Here is an 18,295-nt window from a genome sequence, read left to right as displayed (position 1 = left end):
TAACTAACCGCTTTGCAAAAGTGTTGCGAACCTTTTGCTGTCGGGTGTCTGAGCACCCCTTTTAATTTTTACGCAGGGTAAAATAATTCCCTTTGTTAATGTTTGATGGCAGTCACGTTTTTCTGAAAAATGCAGTAAGAGCGTCTTAAAAGCCACCATTTATCAACATAAAATCCGAATAAAAGCCCCCTGACACCGCCTAAAACGGTGCCAAAATACCTCATTCAGAGGATTAATTACGAGGTGAAAAATAAATACAGAGAATATGACCTGGCCTAAAGTGACATCAGGGAAGAAGAATCGATGTGAAATAATCGTGAAAAGTTGGCTGTCGTGGCTTCGGCAAGTTGTTCCACGCTCACGCCTTTGAGCACTGCCATGTAGTCGGCAACGTCACGCACATAAGCAGGCTGGTTTTCCTTTCCGCGATGCGGAACCGGTGCCAGGTATGGCGAATCAGTTTCTACCAGCAGACGATCCAGCGGGACGTAACGTGCCACTTCACGCAGCGTATCGGCATTACGGAAAGTCACAATTCCGGAGAAAGAGATATAAAAACCCAAATCGAGCAGGAATTTTGCGGTCGGCAAATCCTCGGTGAAGCAATGGAGTACACCACCGCACTCCCCTGCTTTCTCTTCTTTGAGAATATCCAGCGTATCCTGGCGGGCATCACGGGTATGGACGATCACCGGTTTGTTCAGCTCGCGGCCAATACGGATGTGCTCGCGGAAAGAGTCCTGCTGCAGTTTCAGCTGATGCGCTTCTTTCTGATAAAAATAATCCAGACCGGTTTCCCCCATCGCCACCACTTTCGGGCTGGCGGCAAGCTGACGCAGCTCGTTGAAATCGTAACCATCGTCGATATTCAGCGGATGAACACCGCAGGAAAATGCCACGTCCGGGCGATCACCAATCAGCTGCGTCATTGCCCGATAGCCCGGCAGGGTTGTTGCGACGGCCAGCATAAATTTCACATCACGTTCGCGGGCTTTTTCCAGCACACTGTCCACGCCTGAATGCAGCGCGTTGTAATCCAGGCTGTCGAGGTGGCAGTGGGAATCGACTAAAAACATAATAATTAACTCGTTGCGGTATGTTGAAGATAAAGAGTATATCAGCGCGATAGCGCGGAACTGAAAACTGACGAGGAAACCGCCCCCTGAAGCATTTGTTCCCATTCCAGCAGCTGTTCTGTCAGCAGCAGTTCGCGGTTTACCCCCACGATGGAAATCAATTGCTGACGGCAGTGCATCCACGCCGTAACCGACTGTTGCAGAGATGCGTTAGACTGCGCACCTGCCAGCAAAGCAATCAGCGGTTGCTGATCGTGATTAATGATGAACTGCCCGGCATGTTGCTGCCATTTGACAGCATCCAGCAGTAACGTCGCCAGCCAGTACAGGCGTTCAGCGGCATCCTCATGATTAAGCTGAGGCAACAGAGAAAGCATATCCTGCTGCTGGCACTGAACGTAAAGCTGCTGGCAAAGTACCACGCGTTGTTTCCAGCGCTCCGGCTGCAACAGTTCAATAGCCGATAATGGCCCGCCGTTGGCCAAACGCAGGGCGGTTTTAATCGCGACCGGATCCGCGCTGAGCTGGCGGTTAATCCAGTGCACCGCCAGCGTTTCTTCAGGCACCGGCAGATGCCAGTAGAAGCAGCGACTGCGGATCGTCGCCAGTAAAGCTGAAGGCTCCCGGCAACCGAGCAGGAAATAAGTGCCAGCAGGCGGCTCTTCCAGCGTTTTCAGCAAGGCATTGGCCGCCGCTTCGGTCAGCATTTCCGTCTGAGGGATCCATACAACTTTTGCGCCGCCCTGTTGCGAATAGTTGTACAGCGTTTCAATAAGCTGACGCACCGGGTCGATGCCCAGAGAGTTTTTGCCCTTTTCAGGCTGGAGAATATGCCAGTCAGGATGGTTTCCGGCAATCATCAGCTGGCAGCTGTGGCAGGTTCCGCAGCTTTTTTCCCCGTCCTTATGCCGGCACAGCAACCATCGACTCAGACCATACACCAGCGCTTCATCACCCATCCCCGCAGCCGCATGCATCAGCAAAGCGTGGTGGCCACGCCCCGTCAGATATTGCCCGACCAGTTGTCTGTACGGGCCACTGAGCCACGGATACCAGTTCATGATGCGTTGCCTTGTAAAACCTGCTCATCGAACCAGTTTTTCAACGTCAGCTCAATGGAAGCGGTGACCTGCTCAATGGATTGGGAGGCATCGATGGTTTTGATGCGGCTGTCTCCGGCAGCAAGTTCGAGATAACGCGCACGCGTACGCTCAAAGAAAGGCAACGCTTCCTGCTCAATACGATCCAGTTCCCCACGGGCACGGGCACGTTGCAATCCGATAGCCGGAGGCAGATCAAGATACAGCGTCAAATCAGGACGGAAATCACCCAGGACGGTATCACGCAAGGAGGTCATCAGTTTGGCATCAATCCCGCGACCACCGCCCTGGTAGGCCTGTGAAGAAAGATCATGCCGGTCCCCGACAACCCACGCGCCACGCGCCAGTGCAGGCAAAATTACCGTTTCGACCAGTTGAACACGGGCGGCATAAAGCATCAGTACTTCTGCTTTCACGGTAGGTTTTTCGCCATCGACGCCGCGTTTGAATAAATCGCGTAATTTCTCAGCAAGCGGCGTTCCACCCGGTTCACGGGTGAAGACGATTTCGCCCACGCCGTGCTGACGCAGAGCATTGACGACCACGTCATGAGCAGTAGTTTTCCCTGCCCCTTCAAGGCCTTCAATCACAATGAAGTTACTTTTCATTCTTATTCTTAAGCGCCTCTATGTACACACGAACCGCCTTGTTATGGTTCTCAAGGTTGGTGCTGAAAGTATGCCCGCCTTTGCCGTCTGCGACAAAGTATAGATACGGGGTTTTCGCCGGATGCGCGGCGGCCTGCAGTGAGGCTTCGCTCGGCATCGCAATTGGCGACGGCGGCAGGCCGGTGATCACGTAGGTATTGTACGGAGTCGGCGTTTCCAGATCTTTCTTGGTGATGTTGCCAGTGTATTTATCACCCATCCCGTAAATCACCGTCGGATCGGTTTGCAATCGCATACCAATACGCAGGCGGTTGATAAATACTGAAGCGACTTCAGGGCGCTCATCTTTAACTGCAGTTTCTTTTTCAATGATCGACGCCATGGTGACCATATCAGCAGGTGTTTTATACGGCAGAGAATCCATGCGGCCTTTCCAGATATCCGCCACCGTTTTTTCCATCCTTACGTGAGCACGTTTGAGCAGAGATAAATCGGTCATGCCCGCAGTGTAATGGTAAGTATCCGGATACAGCCAGCCTTCGAGATTTTTGGTGTCCGTTGCGCCCAGCGCGGCGGCAATGTCTTCGCCACTTTTACCACTGAGTTCATGCTTCAGATACTCTGATTTATCCAGAACTTTCATCCAGTCGCTGAGCTTAAAGCCCTCTACAAAACGAACGCTGAATTGCGCCTCTTTACCGCTTTTCAGCAGCTCAAGCATCTGACGTACTGTCATGCCTTTTTCAAAACGGTAAGTACCAGCTTTAAACTCGCTCAGTTCAGGTTCTAAACGTAATAACCACGGAAACCAGGGATTGGGCTTCATCAGTTTTTTATCAATTAGCAGTGTTTCCAGTACCACGCGTCCCGTGCCTGCGGGCAGGGTAAAGATCGTTTCGCTGCTGACATTAATCGGGCGATCCGCAAACTGTTTTACTTTTTGATAGGCAAACGTCGCCAGCCCTAACAGAATCAGGGCAATGAGGGCGAAGATTTTGGTCTTTTTGTTTGTCATTGTTTAATCACTTTTTCTTAACAGCTCTGGAGCAGGAAATCGCACAAACGCCGTGAAATGTAATATTTGTCATCGACCTGATTCACCGGCAGAACGGGCATCAGGGCGTTACAAATCAGGATTTCGTCAGCATCTGATAATGTTTCCGCAGATTCACTGACGATGTTCACAACCCAGGGGGATGTCGCTTCAAGTACGCGGATGATGTGCTGACGCATAAGGCCATCAACGCCGGACTGCGATAAATCCGGAGTAAACACCTGATTTCCCTTACGCCAGAATAAATTTGCCGCACAGCATTCCACCAGGCAGCCCGAGGTGTCAACCACCAGCGCTTCATTGGCATCTGTCTGGTCAAGATGCATGCGGATCATTACCTGTTCCAGCCGGTTAAGATGTTTTATTCCTGCCAGCAACGGGTTCTTACTCAGTGTTACCGGGCTCAGCGCGAGTTTCACGCCCTGTTGCCGCCACGCGTGATAATGCACCGGATAATCAGACGCAGAAACAATACGCGTCGGCGCAGAGCAACCTGCGGCGCTGTAACCTCGGCCGCCCTGCCCGCGCGTCACGACGGCTTTAACCACTGCCTCTTTCTGCTGTCCGGCAGCCAGAACCATTTCCTGTTCCAGAGCCATCCAGTCCACACCTTCAATCCGCAGTACCGACGCAGCACGTTGCAGACGCTGAATATGCCCGGCCAGGAACACAATCACGCCGTCTGACACTCTGGCTGTGGTAAAGCAACCGTCGCCAAACTGCACTGAACGGTCACTTGCCGACAACATCGCGGCCGCCACACCATTAATCCACATGGTTACTTCCTCCGGTTCTGGAGCTTATGGTCACGATTCTCTGACAGTAGAGCCTGCGTGAGCCGGTCTGTCGCATCAAGGAGAGCATTCTTACTTTATCGTATTGACACGCGCTGCCAGCAGGAACACGCATCCCGTTTACGCATTGTTGTATTCAGTCTTCACTTTAATTCAGACAACAAAAAGGCCCGATTAACGGGCCTTCACAAACACAGCTTGTGCGGGATCAGATCTTACGGAATACCAGCGAACCATTGGTACCGCCGAAACCGAACGAGTTGCACAAGGAATACTGCATATCTTTAACCTGGCGCGCTTCGTGAGGGACGAAATCCAGATCACAACCTTCATCCGGATTATCCAGATTGATGGTCGGCGGAACCGCCTGGTCGCGTAATGCCAGCAAGGTGAAAATGGACTCCACCGCACCCGCTGCGCCTAAGAGATGGCCGGTCATCGACTTGGTCGAGCTGACCATAACTTTATGCGCATCGGCACCAAAGACGGATTTAACCGCCTGAGCTTCGGCTTTATCACCCGCCGCAGTCGAGGTGCCGTGTGCGTTGATGTAGCCAATCTGAGCCGCAGAAACCCCCGCGTCACGCAGCGCGTTCTCCATCGCCAATGCCGCACCCGCACCATCTTCCGGCGGTGATGTCATATGGTAAGCATCGCTGCTCATGCCAAAACCGACAATTTCAGCATAAATTTTTGCACCGCGTTTACGGGCATGTTCGTACTCTTCCAGCACCATAATACCTGCGCCGTCACCCAGTACGAAACCATCACGATCTTTATCCCACGGACGACTCGCCGCCTGAGGATTGTCATTGCGCGTCGAAAGCGCGCGTGCTGCACCGAATCCACCGACGCCCAACGGGGTACTGGCTTTTTCCGCGCCGCCTGCCAGCATCACGTCGGCATCGTTATAAGCGATGATACGTGCTGCATGACCAATATTATGCACCCCAGAAGTACAGGCTGTTGCAATAGAAATACTCGGCCCACGCAACCCGAACATGATACTCAAATGACCTGCAATCATGTTGACGATAGTGGATGGAACGAAGAAAGGACTAATTTTGCGGGGTCCGCCGTTAACCAATGAGGAATGGTTTTCTTCGATCAGACCAAGCCCACCGATACCGGAACCGATCGCCGCACCAATGCGTGGCGCGTTCTCAGCAGTTACCTCAAGCCCGGAGTCTTGCATCGCCTGAATACCGGCAGTAATACCATACTGAATAAAGGCATCCATCTTGCGGGCATCTTTGCGCGGGATGAAGTCTTCACAGTTAAAATCTTTTACTAAGCCAGCAAAACGCGTTGCGTAGGCACTAGTATCAAAATGGTCGATCAGGCTGATGCCACTCTGACCGGCAAGGAGAGCGTTCCAAGTGGACTCTACAGTATTGCCGACAGGAGACAGCATGCCCAGTCCAGTCACTACAACTCGACGCTTAGACACGTATGTCCTCCAGGGAGGGAAAAAAGTAGTAATACCGTGGGATAAAAAAAACTTAGGCGGTCAAATGACCGCCTAACTATCTAAACTTAAAGCATGTACGCTTACTGTTGGCTAGCGTTGATAAAATCAATTGCTGCCTGAACAGTAGTGATTTTTTCAGCTTCTTCGTCAGGGATCTCGGTATCAAACTCTTCTTCCAGAGCCATAACCAGCTCAACGGTGTCGAGAGAATCAGCGCCAAGGTCGTCTACGAAAGATGCAGCATTCACTACTTCTTCCTGTTTAACACCCAGCTGTTCAACGATGATTTTCTTAACGCGTTCTTCGATAGTGCTCATACTCTTAAATTTCCTATCAAAACTCGCTTTCGCGATGGTTTTCGTAGTGTATAAAATGTTGAAAAAGATGCAACTAAATCCAGGCTGTTCAAACCACGAATTTGCTCTATTTTGCGGTTTTTACCGCAAAAAACGCAAATAATTTCGTAATTTTTAAATCATGTACATGCCGCCATTGACATGTAATGTTTCACCCGTGATGTAGCTGGCCTCGTCAGAGGCTAAAAAAGCAACGGCGCTGGCAATTTCTTTGGCATCGCCCAACCGGTTGGCTGGAACTGATGACAAAATGCCTGCGCGTTGATCATCTGTCAACGCCCTTGTCATATCCGTCTCAATAAAGCCAGGAGCGACGACGTTGACAGTAATGCCACGTGAAGCGACCTCACGTGCCAAAGACTTACTAAAACCAATCAAGCCAGCTTTAGCCGCCGCGTAATTCGCCTGCCCTGCGTTACCCATGGTGCCAACAACGGAACCAATTGTAATAATCCGTCCACACCGTTTCTTCATCATAGCCCGCATGACAGCTTTTGACAGCCGAAACACTGAAGTCAGGTTCGTATCCAGGATATCCTGCCACTCATCATCCTTCATACGCATGAGAAGGTTATCACGGGTAATGCCGGCATTATTAACTAAAATATCAATTTCGCCAAATTCAGCTCGAATCGTCGCCAATACTTGCTCAATAGATGCAGAATCAACCACATTGAGCATGATACCTTTGCCATTTTCGCCTAAATATTCGCCGATCGCTTCTGCGCCTTTCTCGCTGGTCGCAGTGCCGATCACTTTTGCGCCACCAGCAACCAGTTTTTCTGCGATTGCGCGGCCAATACCACGGCTGGCACCGGTAACCAGTGCAATTTTGCCTTCGAAGCTCATACTCATCCTCTTATTACTGTTCAAGCGCCGCTGCCAGACTTGCCGTGTCATTCACAGCGGCAGCCGTCAGGGTGTCAACAATACGTTTGGTCAGACCGGTCAGCACTTTACCTGGTCCCACTTCTAATAACTGTTCTACGCCTTGTGCAGCGATGTATTCGACAGACTCAGTCCAGCGAACCGGGCTGTACAACTGACGTACCAGCGCACTGCGGATCGCTTCAGGAGACGTTTCGACTTTCACGTCAACGTTATTCACGACAGAGTACTGTGGCGCACTGAAAGTGACATTTTCGAGCGCAATCGCCATCTTTTCAGCGGCTGGCTTCATCAGTGCACAATGTGAAGGTACGCTGACAGGCAGAGGCAGAGCACGTTTTGCACCGGCTTCTTTACATGCTGCACCAGCGCGTTCTACGGCTTCTTTGTTACCCGCGATCACAACCTGACCAGGCGAGTTAAAGTTCACCGGAGAAACAACCTGACCCTGTGCAGATTCTTCGCAAGCTTTGGCAATGGCATCATTATCCAGACCAATGATCGCATACATCGCGCCAGTTCCGGCCGGAACGGCTTCCTGCATCAGCTTACCGCGCAGTTCAACCAGAGAAATCGCCTGTTTAAAATCCAGTACACCAGCACAAACCAAAGCGGAATACTCACCCAGACTGTGGCCAGCCATCAGAACAGGCTGAGTGCCATTCTGTTGCTGCCATACGCGCCAGATGGCGACAGAAGCGGCCAGCAATGCCGGTTGCGTCTGCCAGGTTTTATTCAGTTCTTCAGCAGGCCCCTGCTGCACCAACTGCCATAAATCGTACCCCAGTGCCGAAGAAGCCTCGGCAAATGTTTCTTCAACCACCGGATGCGCAGCGGCTAAATCAGCCAGCATACCGAGTGTCTGAGAACCCTGACCAGGGAAAACCACCGCTATTTTTGTCATTTTTATCATCCTGTTAAATCAAAAACGTACCAGCGCCGAGCCCCAGGTAAAGCCACCGCCAAATGCTTCGAGCAACACTAATTGCCCGCGCTGAATTCTGCCGTCACGGACCGCTTCGTCAAGTGCTGCAGGCACAGAAGCCGCCGACGTATTGCCATGACGATCGAGCGTAACAACGACTTTATCCATGCCCATACCCAGCTTTTTCGCTGTTGCGCTGATGATGCGCAGGTTCGCCTGATGTGGCACCAGCCAGTCAAGAGCGGAGCGGTCGAGATTATTTGCCGTCAGGGTTTCATCAACAATGTGCGCCAACTCAGTCACCGCGACTTTGAAGACTTCATTACCTGCCATAGTGACATAAGCAGGTTTTTCTGGTTCTGACTGGCTAGGGTACGCCAACGTCAACAGATTACCGTAATGACCATCGGCATGCATGTGAGTGGAGATGATGCCTTGCTCTTCGGAAGCTCCCAGCAATACTGCGCCAGCGCCATCTCCAAAGAGGATCACCGTGCCACGATCTTCAGGATCGAGTTTACGGGATAGCACATCAGATCCGATCACCAGCGCGTATTTTACAGCACCGTTTTTAATGTATTGATCGGCAACGCTCAGCGCATAGGTGAAACCTGCACATGCCGCCGCCAGATCGAACGCTGCGCAATCCCTGATGCCGAGCATATTCTGCACCTGGCAGGCTGAACTCGGGAATGCATGTGAAGATGAGGTTGTTGCAACAATGATCAAACCTACGTCGCTTGCGCTGACGCTGGCCATTTCAAGTGCTTTTTCAGCAGCGTGCAGGCCCATTGTGGCCACAGTCTCATCCGGTGCAGCGATACGACGTTCACGAATACCCGTACGTGTGACGATCCACTCGTCGGAGGTATCCACCATTTTTTCTAAGTCGGCATTAGTCCGAACTTGCACGGGCAAATAGCTCCCCGTACCGAGAATCTTTGTATACATGTACGATCAGTCACTCTTGGGTAATACAGCTTCAAGGCGCGCGGCAATCCGCTGAGGGACTTGCCGCTGCACCGCCTGCACAGCCTGTTCGATAGCAACAGCAAACGCACGCTGGTTTGCTCCGCCGTGGCTTTTAATAACGATGCCCCGTAATCCTAACAAACATGCGCCATTATACTGGTCGGGATTGAGATGGCTAAAACGCTTTAGCAATTTTTTCTGCAGAATCCGACCTAACCATTTCAACCACCAGGCCTTCTTGCCACCCTCTCCCGAGGATTTTAACAGTGACAAAAACATCCTTATTACACCTTCCATGGTCTTGAGCGTAACGTTACCCACAAAGCCGTCACACACCATCACATCTGTTTTACCGGTCAGAAGGTCGTTACCTTCAAGATAACCGATATAGTTGATTAGTGCGGTATTTTTTAAAATCGCGGCGGCTTCACGGATATTATCCAGCCCTTTGCTTTCCTCTTCGCCGATATTGAGCAAGGCAACGCGGGGATTCGTGATCCCCACCACCTGTTCGGCCATCACAGCCCCCATCACGGCAAACTGGACCAACATCGTGCTGTCGCATTCAACGTTGGCGCCCAGATCCAGCACCACAGTTTTACTACGTTGCTGGTTAGGTAGCACGCTCATCAACGCCGGGCGCTCAATGCCATCCAGCGGCTTGACAACCAGCTTGGCTAATCCCATCAGTGCGCCGGTATTCCCGGCACTGACACACGCCAGTGCATCACCACTCTTGATCAGTTCCAACGCCACACGCATCGAGCTTCCTTTACTGGCCCGTATAGCTTGCGACGCACGTAAATCGCTGGCTATAACTGATTCAGCAGGAATTATCCGAATTCGTTCTGTTAAAGAAGGATCGGCTTTGGCTAAGAAAGGTGTGATTGCGTCGGGATCGCCGACCAGAAGGAGGTCTAATTCAGAATTAGAGATCAGTGCCTGCAATGAAGCAGGCACTGTGACGGAAGGACCGAAATCTCCGCCCATTACATCTAACGCGATGGTTAGACGAGTCAAGGTATCGCCTTGCCAGCACTTATCACGTGAATAAGTTGCAGACAAATATCAGCCGATTACCTTGCGACCGCGGTAGAAACCGTCGGCAGTGATGTGGTGACGCAGGTGAGTTTCACCAGAAGTCTTGTCCACAGACAGAGTGGAAGTGGTCAGAGCATCATGTGAACGACGCATGCCACGTTTAGAACGGGTTGGTTTATTCTGTTGTACGGCCATGGACCTTACTCCTTAAGTACTTTTCTTTAAACTCGCTAATACGGCAAATGGATTTGGTTTCTCCGCCTCTTCAGGCAGTTTACCGAATACCATGTCCGCTTCGGACACTTCACAGTGTTCAGATTCATGTACCGGCACGACAGGCAGTGAAAGAATAATTTCGTCTTCAATCATTGCCAGCAAATCAACTTCGCCAAAATCATCGACTTCGATCGGCTCGTACGCTTCCGGTAATGCCTCAGCCTGTTCATCATTCTGGACAGGACTAAAACAATATGTTGTGTGAACCTGATGTTCAAACGTCTTACCGCATCTCTGGCATTCCAGAGTGACAGCAACATCGGAGTGGCCGGTAATCACAGCCAGACGCTGGTTGTCGATATTAAACGACAAAGAGGTTTGTATATCAGAATCCACACTGACCACTGATTGGGCAACACGCGTAACCTGATCAGCAGTATAGACACCTGTATAGTCTAAACGCTTCTGGGCAGTGCGAACCGCATCAAGGGTCAGGGGTAATTTTACTTTTTGCATAGGGCGCGCATATTAACTTTGTAACGACAGAGAGTCAAAGAAAAAGGCCTTAAAACCGCACCTTTCACCAATATTCGCTTCCGCAGCGGCCGACAGTTTAAAATGTGCGATTCAATAACGCTACGCTTTGTGAAAAAAAATTATGTCAGCACATCAAAAAAAATTACTTCTGGCTTCAACATCGGTTTACCGCAAGGCCCTTCTCGATAAAGCCGGCCTGGTATTTTCCTGCGCCTCACCCGCCATTGATGAGACGCCGGGTCGGGACGAAAAACCCGCCGAACTGGTGCAGCGTCTGGCTTACAGCAAAGCCAGCGTGCTTGCAGCTTTGTATCCTGAACACCTGATAATCGGTTCTGATCAGGTCTGCGTGATTGACAGAAAAATAACCGGCAAGCCGCACACGTTTGATAACGCATTCCACCAGTTGCGTGCTGCCAGTGGCAAGACAGTGACGTTTTACACCGGTCTGAGCCTGTATAACGGCGAAACACAAACGGCGCAGACTTTATGTGAAACATTTGACGTGACCTTCCGGTCATTAACTGATGAAGAAATTACCGGTTATTTGCATCGCGAACAACCTTATGACTGTGCCGGGAGCTTTAAATGCGAAGGACTGGGGATCACACTTTTCGACAGTCTGGCAGGACGCGACCCGAACACGCTGATCGGGTTGCCTCTTATTGCCCTGCTCGCCTTGTTGCGTCAGGAAGGCATCAATCCGTTGCTATAAAAGGAAAAAAAAAGGCGCACTCTGTGCGCCTCTGTTTACTATTCGTGCTTTAACGTGCTGTCGTTTTACCCCGTAAAACTTTCAGACAGTTACGCAGTTTAGCATCCATCGGTGCTTCAATACGCATCGTCTCCCCCGTGTTCGGATGCTCAAAACGCAACGCCGCCGCATGCAGGAATAAACGATTGAGGCCAGTTCCGGACAGTTTTGCATCGAAATCTCGCTCACCATAACGGTCATCAAATGCAATCGGATGTCCGGCATGCAATGCGTGTACGCGGATCTGGTGGGTTCTGCCGGTCACCGGGCTGGCTTTCACCAGAGTTGCAAACTCATAACGTTCTTCAATTTTGAAGCGCGTTTCTGAAGGTTTGCCTTCGGCATTAACCCTGACAATACGCTCGCCGCTTTGCAGAATATTTTTCAGTAAAGGCGCCTGCACGACTTTGCAGTGTGACGGCCATTCACCCCGGACCAGCGCCAGATAATCCTTTTGCATGCTTTTCACACGCAGTTGCTCATGTAAGGAACGCAGTGCAGAGCGTTTCTTGGCGACCAGCAAAACACCGGAAGTATCACGGTCCAGACGGTGAACCAGTTCCAGAAAACGAGCATCCGGACGCAGCGCGCGCAGGCCTTCAATCACGCCGAAACTTAAACCACTGCCGCCGTGTACGGCAGTGCCGGAAGGTTTATTAAGGATCAGCAAATGATCGTCTTCATATAAGATGCAATCCGCCAGCGCGGCGACTTTATCCAGCTTTGCAGAAACTGGCGCTTCATCACGTTCAGCAACACGAACGGGCGGGACACGCACTTCATCACCGGCAATTAATTTATATTCCGGCTTAATTCTTTTCTTATTTACCCGCACTTCACCCTTACGCACGATGCGATAGATCATGCTCTTCGGCACGCCCTTAAGGATTTTAAGTAAGAAGTTGTCGATACGCTGACCGGCTTCGTCGTCAGAAATGGGGATTAATTGTACAGTTGGATTCTCAGTTTTCATGGCTCGCGATTCTAAATATCCGGCACGGTTCGCGCCACTGATTTTTATGTGCTTAACTTTTACTTTACCAGTAACAGCATAGGAAAACCTTCTCACTCCCCCTGTTTTTTAAGAAAGCTCAGGTTCTGACAATGCGGCGCATCTCTCATTGAGGTAAATATCTTACCTGCTTGGGAAAAGTCACCTTGCTATCACAGTGCCTGCAATGGAATAATGAAGTCACTTTCGGCGTTGTTTCTCTTAAGTTAGGGAAAACGCAGGAATTATAGATTTGCCTGATCGCACAAAAACGCAGCAATGGCGTAAGACGTAATGTGAAATCAAGCAATTAGCGGGCTGCGGGTTGCAGCTTGGCCGGCGAATGGAATGAGATCTGTTAACGTAAATTCAGAAGCTATTCCCCTAATAAAAGTGCTGCTTTCACAACGCTGGTGTCTTTAATACAGCAAAAGCAGACTTACCGAAATAATGCGCCCCTATGCAAGCGACAGCCGTGAGGTTGACGATTTGCGAGAAGACTCGGGGCCAACGGTTTATCCGGTCATGAGGTCATTTTGCCCGCAGCTCTGTCAATAATGGAATAATAATGAGTAAGTTAAGATGAAAAGAATGTTGATTAACGCAACTCAGCAAGAAGAGTTGCGCGTTGCCCTCGTAGATGGACAGCGGCTGTATGATTTGGATATTGAAAGTCCGGGCCATGAGCAGAAAAAAGCGAATATTTACAAAGGTAAAATCACCCGCATTGAGCCAAGTCTGGAAGCAGCATTCGTAGATTACGGCGCGGAACGACATGGTTTCCTCCCTCTGAAAGAAATTTCCCGCGAATATTTCCCAAGCAATTATTCTTCCCATGGCCGCCCGAACATCAAAGATGTGTTGCGCGAAGGCCAGGAAGTCATTGTTCAGGTAGATAAAGAAGAGCGTGGAAATAAAGGCGCAGCACTGACGACGTTTATCAGTCTGGCCGGTAGTTATCTGGTTCTGATGCCAAACAATCCACGCGCAGGGGGTATTTCCCGCCGTATTGAAGGCGATGACCGTACTGAACTGAAAGAAGCCTTGTCTTCCCTGCAACTGCCTGATGGCATGGGCCTGATTGTGCGTACTGCCGGTGTCGGTAAATCCGCAGAAGCTCTGCAGTGGGACCTGACTTTCCGTCTTAAGCATTGGGATGCGATCAAGAAAGCCGCTGAAGGCCGCCCTGCGCCATTCCTGATCCATCAGGAAAGCAACGTTATCGTTCGTGCGTTTCGTGATTACCTGCGCCCGGACATCGGTGAGATCCTCATCGATAACCCGAAAGTCCTCGAGCTGGCAAAAGAACATATTGCTGCTCTGGGTCGTCCTGATTTCAGCAGCAAAATTAAGCCGTATGTTGGCGAAATTCCGCTGTTCAGTCATTACCAAATCGAATCGCAGATTGAATCCGCTTTCCAGCGCGAAGTCCGTCTGCCTTCCGGTGGCTCTATTGTTATCGACAGCACCGAAGCGCTGACCGCTATCGACATCAACTCCGCGCGTGCAACCCGCGGCGGCGATATCGAAGAAACCGCATTCAACACCAACCTTGAAGCTGCAGATGAAATTGCCCGTCAGTTACGCCTGCGTGACCTCGGTGGTCTGATTGTTATCGACTTCATCGACATGACACCTGTTCGCCACCAGCGCGAAGTAGAAAATCGTCTGCGTGATGCCGTTCGTCAGGACCGCGCCCGTATTCAAATCGGCCGCATTTCCCGTTTCGGTTTGCTGGAAATGTCCCGTCAGCGCCTCAGCCCGTCATTGGGTGAATCAACGCACCATATCTGCCCGCGTTGTGCAGGTACTGGTACCGTCCGTGACAACGAATCTCTGTCACTGTCGATTCTGCGCTTGATCGAAGAAGAAGCACTGAAAGAAAATACTAAAGAAGTGCATGCCATCGTTCCGGTGCCAATCGCTTCTTACTTGCTGAACGAAAAACGTGAATCGGTGAATGCCATCGAGAAACGTCAGGGTGGTGTGCGTGCAGTGATCGTGCCTAACGATCAGATGCAAACTCCGCACTACCATGTTCTTCGCGTTCGTAAAGGCGAAGAAATTTCTGCACTGAGCTATTTGCTGCCACAGATTCATGAAGCGGAAATGCTGCAACCTTCAGAAGAGTTGCCGACTGAACGTCGTCGTCCTGAGCAACCGGCTCTGGCTGCGTTTGCGCTGCAAAGCGAAGCGCCTCCATCCAGCTTTGAGCAGGCAACAGTGACCGAAGAACCGGTTAAAACCCGAACGGCAACAGTTAATGCGCCTGCGACACCTGTTGCTGAGAAATCAGGGTTTGTCAGCCGCCTTCTGAGTGGGTTGAAAAGCTTGTTCGCACCGGAGCCACAGCAGGAAGTTAAACCTGTTGAAGCACCGCAAGAGACGCCGGAAGCTACTGAAACGGAAAACCGTCGTAACAACGAACGCCGTAATCAACGCCGCCAGGGCGGACGTCGTGATCGCAACGGAGAACGCGGTGAGCGCAATGACCGCGGTAATCGTGGTGAACGTGGCGAAGGTCGTGACAACAATCGTGATAATCGTGGTGAAAGCCGTGATACCCGCGAAAATAATCGCGAACAGCGTGATGATCAGCAGCGCCGTGGCCGCCGTAATCAGGAACAGGTTGTTACCGAAACCCGTAGCGAAGAAGTTGAAACTGTTGCTCGTGAAGAACAGCAGCAACAGCCTCGCCGTGAACGTTCGCGTCGCCGTTCTGAAGACAAGCGTAAACCACAAACTGAAGAGAAAGTTCAGGATGTCGCAGTTGTCGAACAAGTTGCTGCTCCGGTGGTTACCGATGAAACTGAGCAGGAAGATCGTCAGCCAACTCAGCGCCGTCAGCGTCGTCAGTTATCGCATAAAATCCGTTTCGAATCTGAAGCAGAAGTTGATCATGAAGAAGAAGCTGCAGCTCAATTATTGATCACCGGCACCCGCCCTGCGGCGCCAGCGATTACAGAGCAGGAACCTTCTGATGCTGAAACCGCAAACGTTGCTGATAACGAAGATAATCAGAATGACAACGCCCGTGAAAATGGCATGCCACGTCGTTCACGTCGTTCTCCACGCCACCTGCGTGTAAGCGGCCAACGTCGTCGTCGTTATCGTGATGAGCGTTATCCGACCCAGTCACCAATGCCACTTGCAGGTGCGTTCGTTTCTCCGGAAATGGCTTCGGGTAAAGTCTGGGTCACTTATCCGGTTGCTCAGTCCTCTGAACAACAGGTTACTGAAACAGAAACTCCTGAAGTGCTGACTGAGCAGGTCGAGATTGCACAGGCGAATACGCCGGTCATATCTGACATCACTGAAGTTACGCAACAGCCAGTCGCAGAGCCTGTCAATGATGTTGTTGACGCTGCACCACAAGAGGTGCCAGCCGAAACCGCAGCAGCAGACGTTGCACAGCCTGTAGCCAACGAGCCAGTGCTGGTTGAACCGGCAACAGCTGAACCTGTTGCAGAAACAGCTGTGATTGATGTTGCGCCAGAAGCGCTCGAGCCTGCGATCGTTGAACCCACAGATGTTCTCGCTGCATCTGAAGTTCAGGCACCTGCGCCAGTCGCCGAACCCGAAGTGAAAGCTGAACCTGTTGTTGCTGAAGTTAAACCTGCTGTGGAAACTGCGCCAGTCGCAGCCGCTCCGGCAAGTACTGAAACTGCGGTTGTTGCACCTCGCTTCAAGCACCTCGCAACCGCGCCAATGACGAAGGCGCCAGCACCTGCCTATGTGCCAGAGCCACCTCGTCACAGTGACTGGGTTCGTCCTGAGTTCAACTTTGAGGGTAAAGGCTCTGCAGGCGGCCATGCGGCAGCCACCACTGCAACAGCCCCGGCCACCAAACCTGAGATGCCAGCCGAGTAATCGCTGACCACTCAGTCTAAAAAAACCCGCCTCGGCGGGTTTTTTTATAGAAACTGTTGAAGATTCAATCTCATCAGGCCAGACTTTTCAACCGGCGAATCGTGAGTTCCTCCAGTTTGCCTTCCAGGCTTTTTGCAAAGTGCTGGAAATGTTCAGTTTTGTTGTGCTGATTCAGCGCTTCTTCAGAGGCCCATCGCTCGTAGAAAACAAAAGTCCCTTCTGTATCGAGATCCTGATGCAACTCATATTGCAGGCACCCTACTTCCTGTCGGCTTGGTTCAATTACGTCAAGCAACGCTTCTGTCACTTTTGCCGTAAACTCTTTTTTAGCGACAATAGTGGCAACAACTCTGATTTCCATAATGGTTCTCCTGTTTTTTTGGTCATGCTTAGCGGCGAACCGGTAAGCACTCTGACTAAAATCTGTCCCCACTATGAACCTTTCGACACATTGATTTCAATACGAACTTTATTTAACAGATGCAACACATCGCTTTTACGCTTATTCTTGTTCCCCGCCGTTAATGCTCCCATTACCGCACCTGATCCCAATATCTTGTCTCTCAATGCTGGAGTTTTGCCTGATGACCGCAACACCGCAAGTTTTGAAAATCCGCCGTCCAGATGACTGGCATATTCACCTTCGTGACGACCAAATGCTCAGCACGGTGTTACCTTTCACCAGTGAAGTATTTGGTCGTGCGATTGTCATGCCAAACCTGAGTCCTCCCGTAACCACCGTGGCGGCTGCGATAGCATATCGTGAACGGATTATGGCCGCGTTGCCTGTCGGACATAATTTTACCCCTCTGATGACCTGCTATCTGACCGATTCTCTGGATCCGGAAGAAATTGCCCGCGGTTTCGAGCAAGGCGTGTTCACAGCAGCAAAACTGTATCCGGCCAACGCGACAACAAATTCCCAGCATGGCGTTTCTGATACCAAAATGATTTACCCTGTTTTGGAACGTATGCAGAAAATCGGTATGCCTTTGCTGATCCACGGTGAAGTCACTCACAACCATGTCGATATTTTTGATCGTGAAGCCCGTTTCATTGATGAAGTGATGGATCCGGTGCGTCGTCAGTTCCCTGAATTGAAAATTGTCTTCGAGCACATCACCACCAAAGAAGCCGCGCAGTATGTTCTTTCCGGCAATCAGTATCTGGGTGCAACCATTACGCCGCAGCATCTGATGTTCAACCGCAATCACATGCTGGTTGGCGGCGTGCGCCCTCACCTGTTCTGTCTCCCCATTCTCAAACGCAACGTTCATCAGGAAGCATTGCGTGAGGTCATCGCCAGCGGCGCGGATCGCTTCTTCCTCGGTACCGACTCTGCGCCGCACACCAAAGACCGTAAAGAATCGAGCTGCGGATGTGCAGGTTGCTTCAATGCCCCACTGGCGTTATCGGCTTATGCGACCGTCTTTGAAGAAATGAATGCACTGCAACACTTTGAGGCGTTTTGCTCCCTTAACGGCCCGCGTTTCTATGGCCTGCCGCTCAATGAAGACTTCATCGAAATGTCTCGTATACCGGTGACGCAGCCGGAAGAAATTGCGTTGGGCAATGAATCTGTTGTGCCATTCCTCGCAGGTCAGACACTGAACTGGAAAGTGACGTCGAACTAAATACAAAT

The 18,295-nt window shown here is 51.0% G+C and carries 18 protein-coding genes; 3 read left to right on the top strand and 15 right to left on the bottom strand.

Features of this window, described 5'->3' with window-relative positions; all coding sequences use genetic code 11:
- Positions 1 to 275: 275 nt before the first annotated feature.
- From EX31_RS24470 to yceD, 13 genes are all read right to left on the bottom strand, one after another.
- Complete coding sequence (locus tag EX31_RS24470; RefSeq protein ID WP_037037344.1) at positions 276 to 1,076, bottom strand: metal-dependent hydrolase; 801 nt, start codon at positions 1,074 to 1,076, stop codon at positions 276 to 278.
- Positions 1,077 to 1,117: 41 nt separating this feature from the next.
- Positions 1,118 to 2,137 (bottom strand): DNA polymerase III subunit delta', encoded by a 1,020-nt coding sequence (gene holB, locus EX31_RS24465; RefSeq protein ID WP_037037341.1) that lies wholly within the window; start codon positions 2,135 to 2,137, stop codon positions 1,118 to 1,120.
- On the bottom strand, positions 2,134 to 2,784 hold the full coding sequence (gene tmk, locus EX31_RS24460) for a dTMP kinase (RefSeq protein ID WP_037037339.1): 651 nt from the start codon (positions 2,782 to 2,784) through the stop codon (positions 2,134 to 2,136). The genes holB and tmk overlap by 4 nt, the downstream gene beginning before the upstream one ends.
- A complete protein-coding gene (gene mltG / locus EX31_RS24455; RefSeq protein ID WP_013576242.1) occupies positions 2,774 to 3,799 on the bottom strand; it encodes an endolytic transglycosylase MltG in 1,026 nt (341 codons plus the stop codon). Before mltG ends, tmk begins: the two co-directional genes overlap by 11 nt.
- A gap of 17 nt (positions 3,800 to 3,816) precedes the next feature.
- Positions 3,817 to 4,614: an aminodeoxychorismate lyase gene (gene pabC, locus EX31_RS24450; RefSeq protein ID WP_037037336.1), complete on the bottom strand. Its 798-nt coding sequence runs from the start codon at positions 4,612 to 4,614 to the stop codon at positions 3,817 to 3,819.
- 226 nt (positions 4,615 to 4,840) lie between these two features.
- Positions 4,841 to 6,082, bottom strand: coding sequence for a beta-ketoacyl-ACP synthase II (gene fabF, locus EX31_RS24445; RefSeq protein WP_013576244.1), 1,242 nt, complete (start codon positions 6,080 to 6,082; stop codon positions 4,841 to 4,843).
- 101 nt (positions 6,083 to 6,183) lie between these two features.
- Entirely contained in the window at positions 6,184 to 6,420 is a 237-nt protein-coding gene (acpP, locus tag EX31_RS24440) for an acyl carrier protein (RefSeq protein WP_015690190.1), read from the bottom strand.
- A 153-nt stretch (positions 6,421 to 6,573) separates the two neighbouring features.
- Positions 6,574 to 7,308 (bottom strand): 3-oxoacyl-ACP reductase FabG, encoded by a 735-nt coding sequence (gene fabG, locus EX31_RS24435; protein ID WP_013576245.1) that lies wholly within the window; start codon positions 7,306 to 7,308, stop codon positions 6,574 to 6,576.
- Positions 7,309 to 7,321: 13 nt separating this feature from the next.
- The gene (gene fabD, locus EX31_RS24430) at positions 7,322 to 8,251 is read right to left on the bottom strand and encodes an ACP S-malonyltransferase (RefSeq protein WP_037037332.1); all 930 of its coding nucleotides are present in this window, start codon (positions 8,249 to 8,251) and stop codon (positions 7,322 to 7,324) included.
- Between the two features lie 18 nt (positions 8,252 to 8,269).
- Complete coding sequence (locus tag EX31_RS24425) at positions 8,270 to 9,223, bottom strand: beta-ketoacyl-ACP synthase III (RefSeq protein ID WP_013576247.1); 954 nt, start codon at positions 9,221 to 9,223, stop codon at positions 8,270 to 8,272.
- A gap of 6 nt (positions 9,224 to 9,229) precedes the next feature.
- Positions 9,230 to 10,264: a phosphate acyltransferase PlsX gene (gene plsX / locus EX31_RS24420; RefSeq protein WP_013576248.1), complete on the bottom strand. Its 1,035-nt coding sequence runs from the start codon at positions 10,262 to 10,264 to the stop codon at positions 9,230 to 9,232.
- Between the two features lie 48 nt (positions 10,265 to 10,312).
- On the bottom strand, positions 10,313 to 10,480 hold the full coding sequence (gene rpmF, locus EX31_RS24415; protein WP_013576249.1) for a 50S ribosomal protein L32: 168 nt from the start codon (positions 10,478 to 10,480) through the stop codon (positions 10,313 to 10,315).
- A 12-nt stretch (positions 10,481 to 10,492) separates the two neighbouring features.
- Positions 10,493 to 11,017: a 23S rRNA accumulation protein YceD gene (gene yceD, locus EX31_RS24410; protein ID WP_013576250.1), complete on the bottom strand. Its 525-nt coding sequence runs from the start codon at positions 11,015 to 11,017 to the stop codon at positions 10,493 to 10,495.
- A 142-nt stretch (positions 11,018 to 11,159) separates the two neighbouring features.
- On the opposite strand from yceD, the gene EX31_RS24405 reads away from it, so the two are divergent.
- Positions 11,160 to 11,753, top strand: coding sequence for a Maf family protein (locus tag EX31_RS24405; protein ID WP_013576251.1), 594 nt, complete (start codon positions 11,160 to 11,162; stop codon positions 11,751 to 11,753).
- A 49-nt stretch (positions 11,754 to 11,802) separates the two neighbouring features.
- On the opposite strand, the gene rluC is transcribed toward EX31_RS24405, so the two are convergent.
- Positions 11,803 to 12,765 (bottom strand): 23S rRNA pseudouridine(955/2504/2580) synthase RluC, encoded by a 963-nt coding sequence (rluC, locus tag EX31_RS24400; RefSeq protein WP_013576252.1) that lies wholly within the window; start codon positions 12,763 to 12,765, stop codon positions 11,803 to 11,805.
- Positions 12,766 to 13,365: 600 nt separating this feature from the next.
- Here rluC and rne point away from each other — a divergent pair.
- Positions 13,366 to 16,653 (top strand): ribonuclease E, encoded by a 3,288-nt coding sequence (rne, locus tag EX31_RS24395; protein WP_037037329.1) that lies wholly within the window; start codon positions 13,366 to 13,368, stop codon positions 16,651 to 16,653.
- Between the two features lie 73 nt (positions 16,654 to 16,726).
- Here rne and EX31_RS24390 read toward each other — a convergent pair whose 3' ends face one another.
- Entirely contained in the window at positions 16,727 to 17,014 is a 288-nt protein-coding gene (locus EX31_RS24390) for a putative quinol monooxygenase (RefSeq protein WP_013576254.1), read from the bottom strand.
- Positions 17,015 to 17,237: 223 nt separating this feature from the next.
- Here EX31_RS24390 and pyrC point away from each other — a divergent pair, with 223 nt between their 5' ends.
- A complete protein-coding gene (gene pyrC / locus EX31_RS24385) occupies positions 17,238 to 18,287 on the top strand; it encodes a dihydroorotase (RefSeq protein WP_037037326.1) in 1,050 nt (349 codons plus the stop codon).
- Positions 18,288 to 18,295 lie beyond the last annotated feature (8 nt).

The organism is Rahnella sp. WP5, assembly GCF_000745615.1.
GTDB lineage: Bacteria > Pseudomonadota > Gammaproteobacteria > Enterobacterales > Enterobacteriaceae > Rahnella > Rahnella aceris.
This window is presented reverse-complemented; position numbering and strand designations above follow the sequence as displayed.